Consider the following 20,455-nt stretch of genomic DNA (forward strand, 5'->3'; position numbering starts at 1 on the left):
CGGCTTCGATCAGTTGGCGACGATATTGACCAGTTTGCCTGGCACCACGATGACCTTGCGGATGGTCAGGCCGTCGGTGAAGCGCAGCACGTTCTCGTTGGCGCGCGCGGTGGCTTCCACTGCTTCGCGGCTGGCGTCGGCCGGCACTTCGATATGACCGCGCAGCTTGCCGTTGACCTGTACCACCAGTTGCAGGCTGTCCTGCACCAGGGCGGCTTCGTCCACGGCCGGCCAGGCGGCGTCGATGATGGCGTCGGAATGGCCCAGTTCATTCCACAGCACATGGCTGATGTGCGGGGTGATGGGAGCCAGCAGCAGGGCCACGGCTTCCAGGCCTTCCTGCAGCAGGGCACGGTCCTCGGCGGTGGCCTGGGGGGCCTTCTCCAGGACGTTCATCAGGGTCATCACGGCAGCGATGGCCGTGTTGAACTTGTGGTACTGGCCGACATCCTGGCTGGCCTGCTTGATGGCCAGGTGGATGGAGCGGTGCACGGACTTCTGCTCGTCGCTCAGTGCGCTGCGGTCCAGGGCCGCCGGCAGACCGGCGGCGACGTGGGCCTGGGCGAGGCGCCAGACGCGGCGGAGGAAGCGGCTGGCACCCTCGACGCCGGAGTCGGACCACTCGAGGCTCATGTCCGGCGGAGAGGCGAACATCATGAACAGGCGGCAGGTGTCCGCACCGTACTGGTCGATCATCGCCTGCGGGTCGACGCCGTTATTCTTGGACTTCGACATCTTCTCGGTGCCGCCGATTTCCACCGGCAGGCCGTCGGTCTTCAGGCGGGCGCCGATGACCTTGGCCTTGGCGTCGCGCTCGACTTCGACGTCAGCCGGATTGAACCAGTCCTTGCCGCCATTGGCTGCCACGCGGTAGTAGGTCTCGGCGACCACCATGCCCTGGGTGAGCAGGTTCTTGAACGGCTCGTCGGAGCTGACCAGGCCTTCGTCACGCATCAGTTTGTGGAAGAAGCGTGCGTAGAGCAGGTGCAGGATCGCGTGTTCGATACCGCCGATGTACTGATCCACCGGCAGCCAGTGGTTGGCTGCGGCCGGATCGACCATGCCCTTGTCGTAGTTCGGCGAGGCATAGCGGGCGAAGTACCAGGAGCTTTCCACGAAGGTGTCCATGGTGTCGGTTTCGCGCTTGGCCGCGGTGCCGCATTTCGGGCAGGTGCAGGAGTAGAACTCGGGCATCTTCGCCAGCGGGCTGCCGGCGCCATCGGGCACCACGTCTTCGGGCAGTACCACCGGCAGCTGATCTTCCGGCACCGGTACGTCGCCGCAGCTCGGGCAGTGAATGATCGGGATCGGGCAGCCCCAGTAGCGCTGGCGGCTGATGCCCCAGTCGCGCAGACGGAACTGGGTGCGGGCCTGGCCCAGGCCTTTCTTCTGCAGTGCAACTTCGATGGCGTCGAAGGCACCCTGGTAGTCCAGGCCGTCGAATTCTCCGGAGTTGATCAGTTGGCCATGCTCACCGTAGGCGTCCTGCCAAGGGGCAGGGGTTTCGTCGCCAGCGGAGGTGCGGACCACTGCCTTCATCGGCAGGTCGTACTTGTGGGCGAAGGCGAAGTCGCGTTCGTCGTGGGCCGGCACGGCCATCACGGCCCCTTCGCCGTAGTTCATCAGCACGTAGTTGGCGACCCAGACGGGGAGCTTGTCGCCAGTCAGCGGGTGCTCGACGAACAGTGGAGTGGGCAGGCCCTTCTTCTCCTGGGTGGCGATATCGGCTTCGGCAACGCCACCGCGCTTGCATTCATCGATGAAGGCTTGCAGCTCGGCGGCCTTGTCAGCCGGGAGCTTCTGCACAGCCAGGGCCGCCAGCGGGTGCTCGGCGGCGACGGCCACGTAAGTGGCGCCCATCAGGGTATCCGGACGGGTGGTGAAGACCTTCATCGCGCCGGCGTGGCCGATGCTGGCCTGGTCGTAGGGGAAGCTGACTTCCATGCCGCGGGACTTGCCTATCCAGTTGCGCTGCATGGTCTTGACCTGCTCGGGCCAGCCGTCCAGGTCGTCGAGGCTGCTCAAGAGTTCATCCGCGTAAGCGGTGATCTTGAAGTAGTACATCGGGATCTCGCGCTTCTCCACCAGCGCGCCGGAGCGCCAGCCGCGGCCGTCGATGACCTGCTCGTTGGCGAGGACGGTCTGGTCCGCTGGGTCCCAGTTGACGGTGCCGTTCTTGCGGTAGATCACGCCCTTCTCGAACAGTTTGGTGAACAGCCACTGCTCCCAGCGGTAATAGTCGGGCTTGCAGGTGGTGACTTCACGGGACCAGTCGATGGCCAGGCCCAGGCTCTTCAGCTGGGTCTTCATGTAGTCGATGTTCTCGTAGGTCCATTTGGCCGGCGCGACATTGTTCTTCATCGCGGCGTTTTCCGCCGGCATGCCGAAGGCGTCCCAGCCCATGGGCTGCAGCACGTTCTTGCCCAGCATGCGCTGGTAGCGGGCAATCACGTCGCCAATGGTGTAGTTGCGCACGTGCCCCATGTGCAGCTTGCCGCTTGGGTAGGGGAACATCGACAGGCAATAGAAGGTGTCCTTGCCGGGCTGCTCACTCACTTCAAAGGATTTATGCGCGTCCCAGTGGGCTTGCGCGGCGGCTTCGATTTCGCGGGGCTGATACTGTTCGTGCATGGCTACTGGCGCTGGAAGATGGAGTTCCTTGGGGCTGGCGACGCTGGCCTTGGCTGCGCTGCCGGATCCTGGAGGAAACGGAAATTCAAGCGCCGTAGCATACATGACCCCCAACGGCCTAGGGAAACCCTGATTGCGCGGGTGGGCGTCCGTCGGCTATCCCGCCACCGTTTGTCGCAGGCACCTTGCAGCAGGGAAGCGAACGCTAAGCTTTTCATAAGCAACGCAAGCGTTTACGTGGTTCGAGGTGCTGGATGGGTGAGTTGCGGCGGACGGAATCAGGGAACGGGCTTTACGAGCGGTTATTGCATCGGCTGGCCCTGGCGCTGGATGAAGCGGATACGGCGGTTCGCTTGCGCGACGAGGAGCCGCTCGAATTGGAGCTCAAGGGATTGACCCCTGCCGAGATGGAGCTGATTCGCGCCTATCTGGACCGCGATACGCGCTGGCTGCGGGGTTGGCATGCTGCTGCCGAGGAGCTGGCCGCCATCGAGGCGCTGCCCCGGCGCTCGCTTCGTGGCGAAAGCAGCCCGCCCAAGACCCTCGCCCTCAAGCCCAAGCCCGTGTTCAAGCGCCGCCAACAGCTTTGCTGCGCCATGTGCGGTACGCCGGCCACCTGGCAACGCGGCCAGGGTGTGCAGGCATGCATGTCCTGTGGTTCGCAGCTTTTCCGCACGTCGAATCCCCGCTAGGCTCCGGGCACCCTGGAGGTGCCCATGCCGATTCGCTACATCATCAAACAATTCCTGCTGCCGCCCGGCGGCCTGCTGCTGTTGCTCCTGCTCGGGTGGTGGTTGCGCCGGCGCATGCCACGCCTGTCCGCAGCCTGCTTCTGGGCCGGGCTCGGTGGCCTGTGGTTGATGAGCCTGCCCATCGTCGTCGAGTGGTCCGCCAAGGTGCTGGAGCGCGAGCCGCCGCTGGCCGAAGCCGAGTGGACGCAACTGGCCGGGCGAGTGGATGTGATCGTGGTGCTGGGCGGTGGCCGCGACCGTGACGACCCCGCCTGGGGGGCGGATCAGCCCTCCCCGATGGCCCTGGAACGGCTGCGCTATGCGGCGCGCCTGGCACGTGCCAGCGGCTTGCCGCTGCTGACCAGTGGCGGTCTGCACTTTGGTGAGCCTCCTGCCGAGGCGAAGATCATGGCCGATACGCTCAAGCGCGATTTCGGGGTGGACGTGCGCTGGCAGGAAGGGGAGAGCCGAACCACCTGGGAAAACGCTACTTTCAGTGCGAAGTTGCTGGAGCCGGCAGGCGTCCGTCGCGTGCTGCTGGTGACCCAGGCGTCCCACATGCCCCGGGCCCGTTGGTGTTTCGAACAGGCCGGATTCGAGGTGGTGGCGGCGCCCATGGGCTATCTCGGTGTACCCAACGGCCGGCCGGCCGGCGGCTGGCTGCCGGAGGCCAAGGCGGTCTGGCAGAGCGGGATGCTGCTCAATGAGGCGATCGGCCTGCTGGCCTATCCGCTGGCGTATGACTGAACGGACATGAAAAAGGGCCGCTATGCGGCCCTTTTCTGCTGATATCGCTCCCTCAGCTTCACACTGTCTTGGCGATTCGGCTGGCCATCAGCGCCCAGGCGAAGAGCAGGCCGCAGAGGACCACCAGCGGCCAGGCACGCCACTGCAGATAGGGGGTCAGGCCCTGCATGGGCAGCACTTCACCGTACAGTACGCCCTGCTGGAACTGCGGGATGCCCTCGGTGACCTGGCCGAATGGATCGATCAGCACGGTCACACCGTTGTTGGTGGCGCGAATCATCCAGCGGCCCGCTTCCAGGGCGCGCATCTGCGCCATCTGCAGGTGCTGCAGCGGCCCGATGGAGGTGCCGAACCAGGTGTCGTTGCTCACCGTCAGGAGGATGTCGCTCTGGGTAGCCAGGCTGGCGGCGAACTCGGGGTAGACCACTTCGTAGCAGATGTACGGGGCGATGCGGTAACCCTTGGCCATCAGCGGACCCTGGTTGGAATCACCGCGGGCGAAGTCGGACATGGGCAGGTCGAAGAAGGCGATCAATCCGCGCAGTACTTCCTGCAGCGGGACGTACTCGCCGAAGGGCACCAACTTCTGCTTGAGGTAAGTGCCTTCGCCCTGGCCGACCACGGTGATCCCGTTGTAGTAGCGCTTCTCGCCGCGTTCGTTGTTCTGCCGGATCGGCACGCCGGTAATCAGCGCGGACTGGCGATCATTGGCGAAGCGGTTCATCACGCCGAGGTAGCCGTCGACGAACTCCTTGAGCACCGGCACGGCGGTTTCCGGCCAGACGATCAGGTCGGCCTTCTGCGCGCTGAAGGTCATGTCGCGATAGAGCGCGAGCTGGGCGTTGAGCTGCTCAGGGTCCCACTTCAAATTCTGCTCGATGTTGCCCTGCATGGCCGCGACCTTCAGAGGCGCGCCGGCGGGCTGGGTCCAGGCGTGGCCCTTGAGCGCCAGGCCGAGGCCCCACGGGGCGATCAGCAGGACGACACCGGCGCCGAGGAAGGCTGGACGGCTGCGCAGGCGTGCGAGGTTCACCAGCAGTGCGGCAGTGAGCGCCAGGGCGAAGGACACCAGCCAGACGCCGCCCACCGGTGCCAGTCCGGCCAGGGGGCCGTCAAGCTGGCTGTAGCCGGCGTAGAGCCAGGGGAAGCCGGTGAGGAACCAGCCGCGGAACGCCTCCTGGGCGAGCCACAGCGCGGCGAAGGCCAGGGTATCGGCCAGGGCCGCTTCGCTGCGGCGTATCCAGCGCGCCCAGACCAGCGCCGGCAAGGCGAAGAACAACGCCACACCGGCACTGAAACCGACGGTGAGAAAGGCGGCCAGGGGCGCTGATGCCGAGCCGTAGTCGTGGATGCTGACGTAGATCCAGCTGGTGCCGGTCAGGAACAGGCCAAGGCCGTACCACCAGCCGCGCCAGAACGCGGCCTTGGGCGCCAGGTCGCGCAGGCCCAGGTAGAAGAGGGCGAGTGACAGCAGTTCCAGGGGCCAGAAGTCAAAGGGGGCGAAGGCCAGCGGCGTCAGGGCGCCGGCAGCCAGGGCCAGCAGGTTGCCCGGCCAGCCGGGGCGGGTGATCCAGTTCATGCTCGGTCCTTGGGCGGATAGGGAGCTGGAGTAGCGTGCGAGGCGAGCCTTTTGTTGCCCGCTCGGGGCGCGATTATCCACGGGCGCCCCTCCGCTGTGGAGGGGCGCGCAGCCATCAATGGGATAGCGGAGAGAGACGCAGCAGGTGGATGCGGCGGCTGTCGGCGTTGAGCACGCGGAAGCGGAACTCGCCGATCTCGGTGGTCTCGTTGCGCTTGGGCAGATGGCCGAAGGCACCCATGACCAGGCCGCCGACGGTGTCGAACTCGTCCTCGGAGAAGTCGGTCTCGAAGAACTCGTTGAAGGCATCCACGGGGGTCAGCGCCTTGACGATGAAGTCACCACTGGGGAGAGGCTTGATGTAGCTGTCTTCCTCGACGTCGTGCTCGTCCTCGATGTCGCCGACAATCTGCTCCAGCACGTCCTCGATGGTCACCAGGCCTGCTACGCCGCCGTATTCGTCGATGACCACGGCCATGTGGTTGTGGTTGGCGCGGAACTCGCGCAGCAGCACGTTGAGGCGCTTGGACTCGGGCACGAAGGTGGCCGGGCGCAGCAGGTCCTTGATGTTGAAGGGCTGGTTGCTGTCGTGGAGGATCAGCGGCAGCAGGTCCTTGGCCAGGAGGATGCCCATGACGTCGTCGAGGCTTTCGCCGATGACCGGGTAGCGGGAGTGGGCGGCGTCGATGATCGCCGGGAGGAACTCCTTCGGCGTCTGGGTGGCCTTGATGCTGATCATCTGCGAGCGCGGCACCATGATGTCGCGCACTTGCAGGTCGGCGACCTGGATCGCGCCTTCGACGATCGACAGCGCTTCGCTGTCGAGCAGCTTGTTCTGGTGGGCTTCGCGCAGCAGCTCGAGGAGCTCCTGGCGGCTTTTCGGCTCATGGGCAAAGGCCTGGGTCAGCTTTTCCAGCCAGGACCTGTGCCCGTTGCTCGATCGATCTTCGCTCATATGTCCTTTGCTCGGTGCCTCTTATTGGTCTTCGTCGTCACGGTAAGGGTCGGGGTGGCCAAGTTCAGCCAGCAATTCCCGTTCCAGGGCTTCCATTTCCTCGGCTTCCTCATCCTCGATGTGGTCGTAGCCGAGCAGGTGCAAACAACCGTGGATCACCAGGTGCGCCCAGTGCGCCTCCAGGGCCTTGCCCTGTTCGACGGCTTCCCGTGCTACCACCGGCGCGCAGATCACCAGGTCGCCGAGCAGCGGGATGTCCAGCAACTCGTCGGGCACATCTGCGGGGAAGGAGAGCACGTTGGTAGCGTAGTCCTTGTGTCGCCAGGTGCGGTTCAGCTCGCGCCCTTCAGGCTCGTCCACCAGCCGGATGGTCAGCTCGGAGTCGGCACTGCGCTGGCGCAGGGCCAGTTCGCACCAGCGACGGAAGTCCGCCTCGCTCGGCAGGCCCAGGGCCGTGCTGGCGAGTTGCAGGTCAAGTTCAAGCATTGTCGTCTATGGCGCCTGGATCGTTATCGGCCGGCTTGGCCTTCGGCTGCTGCTGTTGGCTGTCGAAGCGGTCGTAGGCTTCGACGATGCGCTGGACCAGCGGGTGGCGCACCACGTCATGGGACTTGAAGTGGGTGAAGCTGATGCCTGGTACGTCGCGCAGTACGTCGATCACGTGGGTCAGGCCCGAACGGGTGCCGCGCGGCAGGTCGATCTGGGTGATGTCGCCGGTGATGACGGCAGTGGAGCCGAAGCCGATACGGGTCAGGAACATCTTCATCTGCTCGACGGTAGTGTTCTGACTTTCGTCGAGAATGATGAAGCTGTTGTTAAGGGTGCGGCCGCGCATATAGGCCAGCGGGGCGACCTCGATCACCTGCTTTTCGATGAGCTTGGCCACATGGTCGAAACCGAGCATCTCGTAGAGCGCGTCGTAGAGCGGGCGCAGGTAGGGGTCGATCTTCTGGGACAGGTCGCCGGGGAGGAAACCGAGTTTCTCGCCAGCCTCGACCGCCGGGCGCACCAGCAGGATGCGGCGCACCTGCTCGCGCTCCAGGGCGTCCACGGCGCAGGCCACCGCCAGGTAGGTCTTGCCGGTGCCCGCCGGACCGATGCCGAAGTTGATGTCGTGGTCGAGGATCGACTTCACATAACGCTGCTGGTTGGCGCCGCGCGGGCGGATGTTGCCCTTGCGGGTGCGCAGGCTGACCGCTTCGGCCTTCGGATTGACCTCGTCCATGCCGGTTTCGCGCAGGAACAGGTGAACCATGTCCGGCGACAGCTCGATGGCTTCGGTTTCGCGGTAGAGGCGGTGCAGGAGGTTTTCCGTGGCGCGGGTGCGTTGCGGGTCGCCGACCAGTTCGAACTGGTTGCCACGGTTGCGGATCTCGATGCCCATGCGCTGTTCGATCAGGCGAAGGTGCTCGTCGAATTGGCCGCACAGATTGGCGAAGCGGCGGGCTTCAAAGGGTTCCAGGGTGAAGCGGTGAAGATCCAGTGAGGCGTTCAATGTCGTGTGTTCGCCCTTGGGCGGAAAGGAAGGGATGACAGGAAGAATAACTCCGAGGGCCCGCCTGGAAAAGCGCGGGCCCGGAGGTTTGTCAGTGCAGGGCCCCTTCGATCAGGGTGCCGCGCAGCGAGTGGGGCAGGGCATCGTCGATGTGGACGTCGACGAACTGGCCGATCAGGCGCGGGTTGGCGCTGCGGAAGTTGACGATGCGGTTGTTCTCGGTGCGGCCCTGGAGCATGCCCGGATCCTTCTTGGAGAAGTCGCTGACGAGGATGCGCTGGACGCTGCCGACCATTCGTCGGCTGATCTCGAAGCCCTGCTGGTGGATGCGGCCCTGGAGAATCTGCAGGCGCTGCTTCTTCACGTCTTCCGGGGTGTCGTCCACCAGGTCGGCCGCCGGGGTTCCGGGGCGCGAGCTGTAGATGAAGGAGAAGGAGAAGTCGAAGCCGACGTCTTCCACCAGTTTCATGGTGGCCTCGAAGTCCTTGTCGGTCTCGCCGGGGAAACCGACGATGAAGTCCGAGCTGATGCAGATATCCGGCACGGCGGCCTTCAGCTTGCGGATGCGCGACTTGTATTCGAGCGCGGTGTGGTTGCGTTTCATGGCCGCGAGGATGCGGTCGGAACCGGCCTGCACCGGCAGGTGGACGAACTTCACCAGCTCCGGCACTTCGGCGTGGGCCTGGATCAGCGCGTCGGAGAATTCCAGCGGGTGCGAGGTGGTGTAGCGGATGCGGTCGATACCATCGACGGCGGCGACCACCCGGATCAACTCGGCAAAATCGGCGATGCGGCCGTCATGGGTCTGGCCACGGTAACCGTTCACGTTCTGGCCCAGCAGGGTCACTTCGCGGACGCCGTTCTCGGCCAGGTGGATGACTTCGGCCAGGACGTCGTCGAACGGGCGGCTGACTTCTTCGCCACGGGTGTAGGGCACGACGCAGAAGGTGCAGTACTTGCTGCAGCCTTCCATCACCGAGACGAAGGCGCTGGGGCCGTCGACACGCGGTTCGGGCAGGCGGTCGAACTTCTCGATCTCGGGGAAGCTGATGTCCACCTGGGGTTTGCGGGTGACCCGGGCGGCGTCGATCATTTCCGGCAGGCGATGCAGCGTCTGCGGACCGAACACCACGTCCACGTAGGGCGCGCGCTCACGGATGGCGGCGCCTTCCTGGCTGGCTACGCAACCACCTACGCCGATCACCAGCTGAGGGTTCTGCTGCTTCAGCTCGCGCCAGCGGCCAAGTTGCGAAAACACCTTCTCCTGCGCCTTCTCGCGGATCGAGCAGGTATTGAGCAGGATCACGTCGGCTTCTTCCGCGCGATCGGTGACCTCAAGTGCCTGATGTTCGCCGAGCAGGTCGACCATGCGCGAGCTGTCGTACTCGTTCATCTGGCAGCCGTGGGTTTCGATATAGAGCTTCTTGGCCATGCACTTAGGAATCAGGTGGTTCGAAGAACCGCGCATTATAGTCGTCATCCCCCGGTGTTCCTAGCGCCGACTGCCTGGCGGCTATGCTATGATTTGCGCCCCTCGAAATTCCCCCCAAGACGGCCCAGCAATCCCCCATGAGCAAGTCCGACCCCATCTACAAGGTGATCTTCCTGAACCAGGGCCAGGTGTACGAGATGTACGCCAAGCAGATCTACCAGAGCGATCTGTGGGGCTTCCTGGAAGTGGAAGAGTTCGTCTTCGGCGAACGCACCCAGGTGGTGGTCGATCCCAGCGAAGAGAAACTCAAGGCCCAGTTCGAAGGCGTGGTGCGCAGCTTCCTGCCGATGCATTCGATCATCCGCATCGACGAAGTGGAGCGTCTGGGCACGCCGAAGATCAGCGAGGCCAAGGGTGGCGGTAACGTGATGCCCTTCCCGCTGCCGATGCCCGAGAAGTAGGGGCCGGTTGGAAGTCTCTGCCGTCAGGGCAGGGGCGAGAAGGGCGAGCCGCCGTCGGCGGCCTGCAGTTCCAGCAGGTAATTGCGGAAGATCTGGCCCAGCACCTGGGTGGCGATTTCCAGCTCATCGCTGCGCATCTGCGCGGCCACCAGGTCGGCGCTGTCCATTGCTTCGTCCGAACCGTTCACCGCAGCCATTTTCAGCACGATGTAGGCCTGCACATTGTTGGCCGGTACGCCTTCGCCCCTGAAGAACATGTTGCCCAGGCGCAACTGGGCCTGGGCATGGCCTTTCAGGGAGGCTTGCTCGAACCATTGCAGGGCCTGGGCCAGGTCACGCGGGGTGCGCTTGCCGTCGTAGTAGAACTCGCCGAGCTCGTACTGAGCTTCGGCGTCGCCGCCCTTGGCGGCCTGTTGGCAGGCGGAAACGGCTTCCGAGAGGTTTTCCGGCAGGCTGTTCAGGTTGCAGCGGCCGGTTGCGGGGATCAGCAAGGAGTTGCCGCCGGCATTGGCCAGCAGCGGGAGGAAAAGCAACAGGCTGCCCAGGATCAGGGTTCGGCCGGTGCGGTTCATGGGGATCACAGCGCCTCGGAAGCAATGCGGGCATCATGCCCGGCCGGCGAGAAACGCGCCGACCGTCACATTATGAAATAAGCCGGGGCGATCTTACAAAGCCTTTACTTTGTTTGCGTTCGGCTCGGTGCCGTGAAGGTGCAGGAGCAGCCAGGTCATCAGCGGATAGGCGGGGGTGAGCAGGGCGTGGAACAGGTCGACGCGGCGTAAAGGACCGATAAAACCATCGGTTCCCACCACCAGCCCGGCAACGAGGAACAGGCCGATGACCGCCAGGGCCGCCAGCAGCGGCAGGGGCTGCTCCGGCAGCCTGCCCAGGCCCGCCAGCAGGATCAGCGCGAAGGCGGCGAGACTCAGCAGCAGCCGGTACTCGGCCGTCACGCCAAAGCGCCGAGCCAGTTCGAAGAATACGCACAAGCCGATTATCAGGCGGCCCCAGCCGGCGCGGCTCCAGGTCGCGCCTCGGGCGAAGGCGAAGACGGCCAGGGCGACCAGCGGCAGGGCGAGGAAGGTCCCGGCCTGGCTGAGCAGGCTGTGGATTTCGCGCCAGGAAGGATCGAGGGAAAAGCGCACCATCCCGCACAGGGCTGCCGCGGCCGGGATCAGCACCCCGAGCAGGGCACAGAACCAGGCTGGGCGCTCTCCGTCGGTGAACGCCTTGCCCGCCTGGACCAACGCGAAGGCGCTGGCCAGGCAGGCGAGGGCGAGAATGCCGTCGGAGAGGGCGGTGCTGTATTGCATCAGGCCTGCTTGAGCTTGGCGAAGGCGCGCTCGGCAGCGTCCAGGGTGATCGCCAGCTCCTTGTCGCCGTGGGCGATGGAGGTGAAGCCTGCCTCGTAGGCGCTCGGCGCCAGGTACACGCCGCCATCCAGCATCAGGTGGAAGAATCGCTTGAAGCGCTCGGCATCGCTGGCCATCACGTCCTGGAAGGTGACGATGTCGTCGGCACCGCTGAAGTAGAGGCCGAACATGCCGCCCGCCTGGGTGGTGACGAAAGGAATGCCGGCGGCATCGGCGCGCTGCTGCAGGCCGTCGAGCATGCGGGTGGTGTAGTCGGTTAGCTCGGCGTGGAAGCCCGGGCGGCTGATCAGCTTCAGCGTGGTCAGACCGGCGGCCATGGCCAGTGGGTTACCGGACAGGGTGCCGGCCTGGTAGACCGGGCCCAGCGGGGCGATGTGCGACATGATTTCGCGTTTGCCGCCGAAGCAGCCGACCGGCATGCCGCCGCCGATGATCTTGCCGAAGGTGGAAAGGTCCGGGGTGATGCCGTAATACGCCTGGGCGCCGCCGAGGGCCACGCGGAAGCCAGTCATCACTTCGTCGAAGATCAGCACCACGCCGTGCTTGTCGCACAGGCTGCGCAGGCCTTGGAGGAAGCCCGGGGCCGGCGGCACGCAGTTCATGTTGCCGGCTACCGGCTCGACGATGATGCACGCCACTTCCTTGCCCACGTCGGCCAGGGTCTTCTCCACGGCGTCGATGTCGTTGAATGGCAGGGTCAGGGTGTGCTGGGCGAAGGCTGCCGGCACGCCCGGGGAGCTGGGCACGCCCAGGGTCAGGGCGCCGGAGCCGGCTTTCACCAGCAGGGAATCGGAGTGGCCGTGGTAGCAGCCTTCGAATTTGATGATGCTATCGCGGCCGGTGTAGCCACGGGCCAGGCGGATGGCGCTCATGGTGGCTTCGGTGCCGGAGCTGACCATGCGCACCATTTCCATGGACGGCACCAGGGAGCAGACCAGGTCGGCCATTTCCACTTCCAGCGCGGTCGGGGCGCCGTAGGACAGGCCGTGGTCCAGTTGCTTGCGCACTGCGTCCAGGACGTCCGGATGGCTGTGGCCGAGGATCATCGGACCCCAGGAGCCCACGTAGTCCACGTAGCGCTTGTCGTCCTCGTCCGTCACGTAGGCGCCTTCCGCGTGCTTGAAGAACAGCGGGGTGCCGCCGACGCTCTTGAAGGCGCGGACCGGCGAGTTGACGCCACCGGGGATATGTTTCTGGGCGTTGGCGAACAGGGTTTCGGAGCGGGACATGGCAGGTCTCTCTTTCAAGCGAATTCGGGGGTCAGGCGGCGCCGAACAGGGCGCTGAAGGCACGGGCGCGGCGTTCCACCTCGGCGGCCGAGTCGGCGCCGAACAGCGCATGGATCACCGCCACCATGCTGGCGCCACGGGCGATCAGCTCGGGGGCGTTTTCCAGGGTCACGCCGCCAATGGCGACGATCGGCGACTGGAAACGCTGCCTGGCCTGCTCCAGCAGATCCAGGGTGGCGGCGGGTGCGCCCGGCTTGGTCTGGGAATTGTAGAAGCGGCCGAAGGCGATGTAGCTGGCGCCTTCCTTGAGCGCCGCGGCAGCCAGGTCGAGGCTGGCGTGGCAGGTGCCGCCGATGATGGCCTGGCGGCCGAGCAGGGCGCGTGCCGCTGCCAGGGATCCGTCGCCCTGTCCCAGGTGCAGGCCGACGCCGAGGCGCGCGGCGAGTTCGGCGTCATCGTTGATGATCAGCTGGGCGCCGTAGCGGGTGCAGAGTTCGCCCAGGGCTTCCGCCTCGCGCAGGCGACGGGCTTCATCACTGGACTTGTCGCGGTACTGCAGCAGCCTGGCGCCGCCCTTCAGCGCCGCTTCGACGTAGGGCAGCAGCTTGCCGCCAGCCAGCAACTGGCTGTCGGTGATGGCGTAGAGGCCGCGCAGTTTCATTGGCAGAAGTCCAGCGGCAGGCGGCGCGGCACGTACTGGCCGTGACCGGGTTGTTCGGCATCGCGCAGGGTGCGCCAGGTGTAGTCGAGGGCGCTGCGTACCGCGCTGGACAGTTCTTCGCCCAGGGCGAGGCGGCCGGCGAGGGCGCTGGCCAGGGTGCAGCCCGAGCCGTGGTAGCTGCCGGGCAGCCGCTGGCAGGTGTAGGTGAAGCGCCCGCCGTCCCGGGTGTACAGGCGGTTGTGCACCTCAGTCTCGTCGCCGTGGCCGCCGGTGATCAGCAGGTTGTGGCAGAAGGGCAGGAGCTTTTCCGCGCACTCGTCCGGAGTGCCTTCCGGCAGTTCGGCGAGGATGCGTGCTTCCGGCAGGTTCGGGGTAGCAATGGCGGCTACCGGGAGCAGGCGCTCGCGGATCGCGTAACCCACTTCGTCCTTGCCCAGTGCACCGCCGCCGCCAGCGCGCAGTACCGGGTCGCAGACCAGCGGTATGCCCGGCAGGGATTGCATGATCTCCAGCACGGTTTCGACCATCTGCACCGAGCCGAGCATGCCCAGCTTGACGGCAGCCACCGGCAGGTCGGCGATCACGGCATTGGCCTGGGCCAGCACCCATTCGCGGTCGAGGACGCGGAAGTCGGAAACGTTGACGGTATCCTGCACGGTCAGGGCGGTCACGGCCGGGGCAGCGTGGCAGCCTTGTGCGATCAGGGCTTCGATATCCGCCTGGAGGCCGGCGCCACCACTGGGGTCGTGGCCGGACAGGCAAAGGACTACGGGGCGAGAGTTGGTCGTTTTCATGGTCGGCGAGCTTACCACTAAACACCTTGCCGGACCGCACTGGCGGCGCTTTGCCTCAGGTGCTCCTGGCGCGGCTGCGCCGGGCGGGCTGCAATGCGCGGAATAGAGCCACTCCGCTGTGATGGCAATGTGCAGCTTTCAGCCGCTCTGCGCTGTGCTAGAGTTCAGTTTTCGAACAACCTGGCCCTGCATGGCGCGTCGGATGAGGAGGTGGGGCTCCGGGACGCGGTCAAGCGGCCATTGCGGGGCTGCATGCGTACCCTCCTTTTCCTGACCCTTTGCCTGCTCGCGGGCCTGGCCAATGCCGTGGAGTTCGACGAGCAGCTGCGCAGCCTCTCGCTGGGCCAGCACATGGACGTATTCGAAGATGTTCGTGGCGATGCCGAAATCGACGACATCACCTCTCCCGCCCTGGACAGCAGCTTCCGCCGCAATGACAAGCCCGTGCTCAATGCCGGCTATTCGCGCTCGGTGTTCTGGCTGCGCGTCGACCTTGACTACCGTCCGCGCGAGCTCGGCGGCCAGCAGGTCTGGCTGCTGGAGCTGGCCTACCCGCCGCTGGACCACCTCGACCTCTACCTGCCCGATGGCCAGGGCGGCTTCCGCCTCGCCCAGCGCACGGGGGATTCGCTGCCGTTCGACAGCCGGCAGATCAGGCAGAACAACTACGTCTTCAGCGTCGACCTGCAGCCCAACCAGCCCAAGCGCATCTACCTGCGCATGCAGAGCGAGGGCTCGATCCAGGCGCCGCTGACCCTCTGGTCGCCCCGGGCCTTCCTCGAGGAGCAGCCGGAACGCATCTACGTGCTCGGCATCATCTATGGCGTGTTGCTGGTGATGCTGTTCTACAACCTGTTCATCTATCTCAGCGTCCGCGACACCAGCTACCTCTATTACATCCTCTATATAGGCTCCTTCGGGCTGTACCAGATTTCGGTCAACGGTGCCGGAATCCAGTACCTCTGGCCGGACAACCCGTGGTGGGCCAACGCGTCGACACCCTTCCTGATCGGTTCGGCGGCGCTGTTCGGCTGCCAGTTCGCGCGCAGCTTCCTGCATACGGCCGACCACAGCCCCTGGGTCGATCGCGCCCTGCTCGGCCTGATGGCCCTGGGCGGGCTGGCGATGGTCCTGGCGCTGACCGCCAGCTACGGCCTGGCCCTGCGCCTGGCCACCTCGCTGGCGCTGATCTTCACCGTGGTGATCTTCTCCGCCGGCGTACTGGCCTGGCTGCGCGGCATGCGCGTGGCGCGCTACTTCATCATCGCCTGGAGCGCGTTCCTCCTCGGTGGCGCCGTCAACACCCTGATGGTTCTGGGCTACCTGCCGAATATCTTCTTCACCATGTACGCCAGCCAGATCGGCTCGGCGCTGGAAGTGGGGCTGCTGTCGCTGGCCCTGGCCGACCGCATCAACGCCATGAAGGAAGAGCGCGCGCGAATCCTCCAGGATGCCGGGCGCAAGCTGGAAGCGCTCAACCAGGAACTGGCCAACAGCAACCGCCTGAAGGACGAGTTCCTCGCCACTGTCACCCACGAACTGCGCACCCCGATGAATGGCGTCATCGGCTCGCTGGAACTGATGCAGACCCTGCCGCTGCACGAAGAGCTGGAGCAGTACCAGCGCACGGCGTCCGGTTCGGCGCGGGACATGATGCGGCTGGTCAACGACATCCTCGCGATGACTGAACTGCAGGCCGGCAAGCTCTACCCGCGACGGGAACCCTTCAGCCTGCGCGGCCTGGCGGACAGCCTGCGAGTGCAGTACGGCCCGCGCGCGCAGGAGAAAGGGCTGGCCTTCGATCTGGAACTCGACCATCGCCTGCCCGATACCCTGGAGGGCGACGCCGGCAAGCTGGCCCAGACGCTTGGCTACCTGCTGGACAACGCCATCAAGTTCACCAGCCGCGGCAGCGTTGGCCTGAAGATCAGCGGCCAGGAGCCTGTCGATGGCAGTCTGGCGTTGCGCATCGAGGTCACGGACACCGGCATCGGCTTTTCCGCCCCGCCGGACGGGCTGATCTATCGGCACTTCTATCAGCTCGACGGTTCCATGACCCGCGAGTACGGCGGCCTCGGCATTGGACTCGCCCTCAGCCAGCAACTGGTGGCGCTGCTCGGCGGCAAGCTTTCCCACCAGTCCCAGCCAGGCCTTGGCAGCACCTTTATCCTGGAGCTGAATGTCTCCTTGCCGGCCCAGGCACAGGTCGTGCCCATGCGCCGTCCCGGCGGCCAGCCCTTGCGTCGGCCGGAGCAGTGCACCGTGCTGGTGGTGGAAGACAATGCCATCAACCAGCTGGTGACCCGCGGCATGCTGCTCAAGCTTGGCTACCGCGTGCGTACGGCTGACAACGGCGCTGAAGCGCTGGAGCAGATCCGCCGCGAGCCCATCGATGCCGTGCTGCTGGACTGCCAGATGCCGGTGATGGACGGTTTTGCCACCTGCCGAGCCCTGCGCGCCATGCCCGGTTGCGCCGACCTGCCGGTGCTGGCCATCACCGCTCACAGCCACAGCGGCGATCGCGAACGCTGCCTGGCGGCCGGCATGAGCGACTACATGGCCAAGCCGGTGAAGTTCGAGGAGCTGCGCACCTTGCTCCACGACTGGCTGCTGTGCAAGCCGGTCGAGTCCATCCGTTCAGTGACCTGAATGTTTGCCGCGCGGCTGGTTCGCCGCTGATCTGCGACGCAAATGCCATCAGGCGCGGCATTTATCCCGCTTTCTGCAAAGTCTGAATCCTGATTCACTGAATGAAGTGAATCAGGATTCAGACCATGGCCTACCGCACCACCGCTTCCCGGATCGACCGTGACCAGGCGCTACGCAGCCGTATCCTCGCCTGCGCCCATGCGCGGGTGGTGGAGGGCGGGTTCGCGGCGCTGACCATGCAGGCCCTGGCCGAGGACGTCGGCATCGCCACCGGCAGCCTGTATCGCCACTTCGGCAACAAGGGCGAGTTGGCGGCCGAGGTCTTCGCCCGCGCCAGCCAGTTGGAAGTGGACAGCCTGGCCGACGTGCTGTGCGGTGAAGGTTCCGCCGCGGAGCGCCTGGCTCGTGGCTTGCGCCAGTTCGCCGCGCGCGCCTGGCATAGCCGGCGGCTGGCGTTCGCCCTGATCGCCGAACCGGTGGACCCGGAAGTCGACGAGCAGCGCCTGCTCTACCGCGAAGCCTACGCCGAACTGTTCTGCCGCCTGCTGGAGGACGGCCGTGCCCGCGGCGAATTCCAGGTTCCCTCGATTTCCCTGACCGCAGCCTGCCTGGTCGGCGCCATCGCCGAATCCCTGGTAGGTCCGCTGTCGCCCCCGGCCCGCGCCCTGCGTGAGGCTGGTCAAGGGCCGGACGAACTCGAAACCGTCTGCGCCAACCTCACTACTTTCTGCCTGCGCGCCCTGGGCGCCAGCCAACCTGCCCAGGAGACCTGAGATGAGTCTGCACGAGTTCGCCGAAACCCATGAAGTCATCAACCAGGTGCCGCCACTGGATGGTGCCAACCTCTATCGCGTCGACCTGCCGCTGCAGGAATGGCTGCACCGTTACCACGGCGGCTGGGCCGAGAGTCGCCTGGACAGCTACGGTGCGTTGGCCGGCGGGCCGCTGATGGCGGCGGGCTTCCTCGCCAACGAGAACAAGCCGGTGTTCAAGAGCCATGACCGCTATGGGCACCGCATCGACCTGGTGGAGTTCCACCCGGCCTACCACGAACTGATGCGTGCCTCCATCGAGAACGGCATCCCGTCCATGCCCTGGACCGATCCGCGCGCGGGTGCCCAGGTGGCTCGTGCCGGCCTCAGCTACCTGCACAGCCAGGCCGAAGCCGGCACTGGTTGCCCGCTGACCATGACATTCGCCAGCGTGCCGGCCTTGCGCCTGCAGCCGGATATCGCCGAGAAATGGCTGCCGAAGATCCTCTCCACCGAGTACGACCCACGCAACCTGCCGATGGAGCAGAAAACCGGCCTGACCATCGGCATGGCGATGACCGAGAAGCAGGGCGGCACCGACGTGCGCGCCAACACCACCCGCGCCTATCCGGTGGGCATTCCGGGGCCGGGCCAGGCCTACGAATTGGTCGGCCACAAATGGTTCTGCTCGGCGCCCATGTGCGATGCCTTCCTCACCCTGGCCTACACCGACAAGGGCCTTTCCTGCTTCCTGCTGCCGCGTCATCGCCCGGATGGCAGCCGCAACGAGTTCTATATCCAGCGCCTGAAGAACAAGCTGGGCAACTGGTCCAACGCCTCCAGCGAAGTGGAATACCGCGGCGCCCTGGCCTGGATGGTGGGAGAGGAGGGGCGCGGCGTACCGACCATCATCGAGATGGTCGCGCTCACCCGTTTCGATTGCATGATCGGCTCCAGCGCCCTGATGCGTCAGGCGCTGACCCAGGCCGCCCACCACTGTGCCTATCGCAAGGTCGGCGGGCGTGTGCTGGCCGAGCAGCCGCTGATGCAGAACGTGCTGGCCGACCTGGCCCTGGAAAGCGAAGCCGCGCTGGCGCTGACCATGCGCATGGGCCGCGCGCTGGACAACGCCCACGACGAGCAGGAAGAGAAGTTCGCCCGCCTGGTCACCGCTGTCGGCAAGTACTGGATCTGCAAGCGCGCCCCGGCAATGATCAACGAGGCCGCCGAGTGCCTGGGTGGTGCTGGCTACGTGGAAGACACCATTCTCCCGCGCCTCTATCGCGAGGCCCCGGTGAACTCCACCTGGGAAGGTTCAGGCAACGTGCAGTGCCTGGATGTGCTGCGGGCCCTGTCCAAGGAACCGGGCGTACTCGATGCGCTCTTCGCCGAGCTGGGTGATGGTCATGGCGATGCGCGCCTGGCGTCCTTCATCGGCAACCTGAAGAAGGGCTTCGCCGACACCGCCGACATCCAGTTCCGCGCTCGCCAGCTCACCGAAGACGTAGCTGTGGCCCTGCAAGCCAAGCTGCTGCTGGAGGCCGGCAACACCACTGTTTCCGACGCCTTCATCGGCAGTCGCCTGGCCGGTCATGGCCGTGTCTACGGCACCCTGCCGCGTGGCGCAGATGCCGAGGCACTGTTGGCGCGCAGCACCCCGCACCTGGCCTGAGAGTTCGTTAACGAACAGCCGCGCGTCGGCCCTGCCGGGTTAAAAGCAGGCTCCAGCTCACAAGACCGTGAACGGGCTCTGAGTCAGGCGGCGCGGGTGACGTAGCGTCGACGACTGGTCAGCGCGGTCGCCACGAACAGGGCTGCCGCCAGGCACAACGCCAGCGGCAGCCCTTGCGGGCCGAGCCCCATCAGCGCCCCGCTGAACAGCGGGCCGACCAGACTGCCGATGCCCCAGAGCATGCCCACGCAGGCATTGGCGGTGACCAGGTCCTGGCCGCTGAAGCGCTCGCCGATCAGCACCAGGGCCAGGGTGTAGACGCCGCCGGCCACCGCACCGAGCATCACCAGCGCCGGCCAGAGCAGGCCCGGAACCTCCATCAGCCAGGGCAGTGCTACGCCGATGGCCAGCGCGGCCACGCCGCAGCACAGGTGCAGGCGGCTGCGCTCTGTGCGGTCGGAAAGCCAGCCCAGGGGTACCTGGCAGACCATGTCTCCCAGCAGGATCACCGTGACCATGAAGGCGGCGACGCCCACGCCGTAACCGTGGGCGCTGGCATACACGGGAAACAGCGACAGCACCACCGCATCGAAGAAGGCGAAGAACAGCACGCCGGTGCAGAGCGCCGGGGCTACCCGCAGGAAGCCGGCGAGGGAGAAGGTTCGAACGTCATCCTCGGCCGCTTGCGCCCAGCCGCTCGGCAGGCTGCGCCAGATGAGCGCCAGGGCAGCCAGGTTGGCCAGGGTCACGATCATCACCAGCCATGGGCCCTGGGTGCCGATCAGGCCAATCAGCGCCGGGCCGCCCAATTGGCAGCCGGTGAAGCAGGCGGCGTAGAAGGCCACCACCTGGCCGCGCTTGTCCTCATCGCAGAGTTCATTGACCCAGGATTCCCCGAGGATCACCGCCACCCCCATGCCGACACCCAGCACCAGACGCGCCAGGGCCAGCAGGGTTCGCGATTCCGGCAGCCACTCCAGGGCGCTGGCGCTGAGGGTGCAGAGGACGAAGCAGGCGAGATAGAGGGTGCGGCCGGAGAAGCGCCGGCACAGCGGGTGGACCAGAAAGGCGGCGAGGATCATGCCGGCCGCCGGCATGGCACTGAGGATGCCGATCTCCAGGGTGGAGGCGCCGGCCTCCAGCAGGCGCAGGGAAACCAGCGGCAGGGTGGCGCCCATGCCGAGGCCGATGACCGACACGGCAAAGATCAGGACGCCCAGTAACCAACGATTGTTCATTCTCGACTCCTGCCCGAATTGAACGGCCCGGGCCTGGCCAGAAAGCAAGGCAGACA

The 20,455-nt window shown here is 65.8% G+C and carries 18 protein-coding genes; 6 read left to right on the forward strand and 12 right to left on the reverse strand.

All coding sequences use genetic code 11. The annotated features are described in order from the left end of the window. Positions 1 to 9: 9 nt before the first annotated feature. Complete coding sequence (gene leuS, locus FXN65_RS03685; protein WP_151131702.1) at positions 10 to 2,631, reverse strand: leucine--tRNA ligase; 2,622 nt, start codon at positions 2,629 to 2,631, stop codon at positions 10 to 12. A 254-nt stretch (positions 2,632 to 2,885) separates the two neighbouring features. Here leuS and FXN65_RS03690 point away from each other — a divergent pair, with 254 nt between their 5' ends. Both FXN65_RS03690 and FXN65_RS03695 read left to right on the forward strand, forming a co-directional pair. After that, positions 2,886 to 3,323 carry a hypothetical protein gene (locus FXN65_RS03690; RefSeq protein ID WP_151131703.1) on the forward strand — a complete coding sequence of 146 codons (438 nt, stop codon included), beginning with the start codon at positions 2,886 to 2,888 and terminating at the stop codon, positions 3,321 to 3,323. A 24-nt stretch (positions 3,324 to 3,347) separates the two neighbouring features. Continuing rightward, positions 3,348 to 4,109: a YdcF family protein gene (locus FXN65_RS03695; RefSeq protein WP_151131704.1), complete on the forward strand. Its 762-nt coding sequence runs from the start codon at positions 3,348 to 3,350 to the stop codon at positions 4,107 to 4,109. A 58-nt stretch (positions 4,110 to 4,167) separates the two neighbouring features. Here the strand turns inward: FXN65_RS03695 and lnt are convergent, their stop codons facing one another. From lnt to miaB, 5 genes are all read right to left on the reverse strand, one after another. Then, complete coding sequence (gene lnt, locus FXN65_RS03700) at positions 4,168 to 5,688, reverse strand: apolipoprotein N-acyltransferase (RefSeq protein ID WP_151131705.1); 1,521 nt, start codon at positions 5,686 to 5,688, stop codon at positions 4,168 to 4,170. 115 nt (positions 5,689 to 5,803) lie between these two features. Then, positions 5,804 to 6,643, reverse strand: coding sequence for an HlyC/CorC family transporter (locus tag FXN65_RS03705; protein ID WP_151131706.1), 840 nt, complete (start codon positions 6,641 to 6,643; stop codon positions 5,804 to 5,806). A gap of 21 nt (positions 6,644 to 6,664) precedes the next feature. Further along, positions 6,665 to 7,129, reverse strand: a complete 465-nt coding sequence (gene ybeY, locus FXN65_RS03710) for an rRNA maturation RNase YbeY (RefSeq protein ID WP_151131707.1) — start codon at positions 7,127 to 7,129, stop codon at positions 6,665 to 6,667. Next, the gene (locus tag FXN65_RS03715; protein ID WP_151131708.1) at positions 7,122 to 8,138 is read right to left on the reverse strand and encodes a PhoH family protein; all 1,017 of its coding nucleotides are present in this window, start codon (positions 8,136 to 8,138) and stop codon (positions 7,122 to 7,124) included. The genes ybeY and FXN65_RS03715 overlap by 8 nt, the downstream gene beginning before the upstream one ends. Before the next feature lie 91 nt (positions 8,139 to 8,229). Beyond that, a complete protein-coding gene (miaB, locus tag FXN65_RS03720) occupies positions 8,230 to 9,570 on the reverse strand; it encodes a tRNA (N6-isopentenyl adenosine(37)-C2)-methylthiotransferase MiaB (protein WP_151131709.1) in 1,341 nt (446 codons plus the stop codon). Between the two features lie 137 nt (positions 9,571 to 9,707). On the opposite strand from miaB, the gene FXN65_RS03725 reads away from it, so the two are divergent. Continuing rightward, the gene (locus tag FXN65_RS03725) at positions 9,708 to 10,031 is read left to right on the forward strand and encodes a DUF1820 family protein (protein ID WP_151131710.1); all 324 of its coding nucleotides are present in this window, start codon (positions 9,708 to 9,710) and stop codon (positions 10,029 to 10,031) included. Between the two features lie 23 nt (positions 10,032 to 10,054). Here the strand turns inward: FXN65_RS03725 and FXN65_RS03730 are convergent, their stop codons facing one another. From FXN65_RS03730 to FXN65_RS03750, 5 genes are all read right to left on the reverse strand, one after another. Further along, complete coding sequence (locus FXN65_RS03730; RefSeq protein ID WP_151131711.1) at positions 10,055 to 10,603, reverse strand: tetratricopeptide repeat protein; 549 nt, start codon at positions 10,601 to 10,603, stop codon at positions 10,055 to 10,057. 93 nt (positions 10,604 to 10,696) lie between these two features. Beyond that, entirely contained in the window at positions 10,697 to 11,344 is a 648-nt protein-coding gene (locus FXN65_RS03735) for a hypothetical protein (protein WP_151131712.1), read from the reverse strand. Beyond that, positions 11,344 to 12,633 carry a glutamate-1-semialdehyde 2,1-aminomutase gene (gene hemL / locus FXN65_RS03740; RefSeq protein WP_151131713.1) on the reverse strand — a complete coding sequence of 430 codons (1,290 nt, stop codon included), beginning with the start codon at positions 12,631 to 12,633 and terminating at the stop codon, positions 11,344 to 11,346. Before hemL ends, FXN65_RS03735 begins: the two co-directional genes overlap by 1 nt. A 31-nt stretch (positions 12,634 to 12,664) precedes the next feature. Continuing rightward, positions 12,665 to 13,294: a thiamine phosphate synthase gene (gene thiE / locus FXN65_RS03745; protein ID WP_151131714.1), complete on the reverse strand. Its 630-nt coding sequence runs from the start codon at positions 13,292 to 13,294 to the stop codon at positions 12,665 to 12,667. Continuing rightward, positions 13,291 to 14,088, reverse strand: a complete 798-nt coding sequence (locus tag FXN65_RS03750) for a hydroxymethylpyrimidine/phosphomethylpyrimidine kinase (RefSeq protein WP_151131715.1) — start codon at positions 14,086 to 14,088, stop codon at positions 13,291 to 13,293. Before FXN65_RS03750 ends, thiE begins: the two co-directional genes overlap by 4 nt. Before the next feature lie 252 nt (positions 14,089 to 14,340). Between FXN65_RS03750 and FXN65_RS03755 the strand changes: the two genes are divergently transcribed. The 3 genes from FXN65_RS03755 (at position 14,341) to FXN65_RS03765 (ending at position 19,161) form a co-directional block, all read left to right on the forward strand. After that, entirely contained in the window at positions 14,341 to 16,737 is a 2,397-nt protein-coding gene (locus FXN65_RS03755) for a hybrid sensor histidine kinase/response regulator (protein WP_151131716.1), read from the forward strand. A gap of 125 nt (positions 16,738 to 16,862) precedes the next feature. After that, complete coding sequence (locus FXN65_RS03760) at positions 16,863 to 17,510, forward strand: TetR/AcrR family transcriptional regulator (RefSeq protein WP_151131717.1); 648 nt, start codon at positions 16,863 to 16,865, stop codon at positions 17,508 to 17,510. 1 nt (position 17,511) lies between these two features. Further along, on the forward strand, positions 17,512 to 19,161 hold the full coding sequence (locus FXN65_RS03765; protein WP_151131718.1) for an acyl-CoA dehydrogenase family protein: 1,650 nt from the start codon (positions 17,512 to 17,514) through the stop codon (positions 19,159 to 19,161). Between the two features lie 83 nt (positions 19,162 to 19,244). On the opposite strand, the gene FXN65_RS03770 is transcribed toward FXN65_RS03765, so the two are convergent. Further along, the gene (locus FXN65_RS03770; RefSeq protein ID WP_151131719.1) at positions 19,245 to 20,399 is read right to left on the reverse strand and encodes an MFS transporter; all 1,155 of its coding nucleotides are present in this window, start codon (positions 20,397 to 20,399) and stop codon (positions 19,245 to 19,247) included. Between the last annotated feature and the right edge of the window lie 56 nt (positions 20,400 to 20,455).

Source organism: Pseudomonas lalkuanensis (assembly GCF_008807375.1).
GTDB classification, from domain to species: domain Bacteria; phylum Pseudomonadota; class Gammaproteobacteria; order Pseudomonadales; family Pseudomonadaceae; genus Metapseudomonas; species Metapseudomonas lalkuanensis.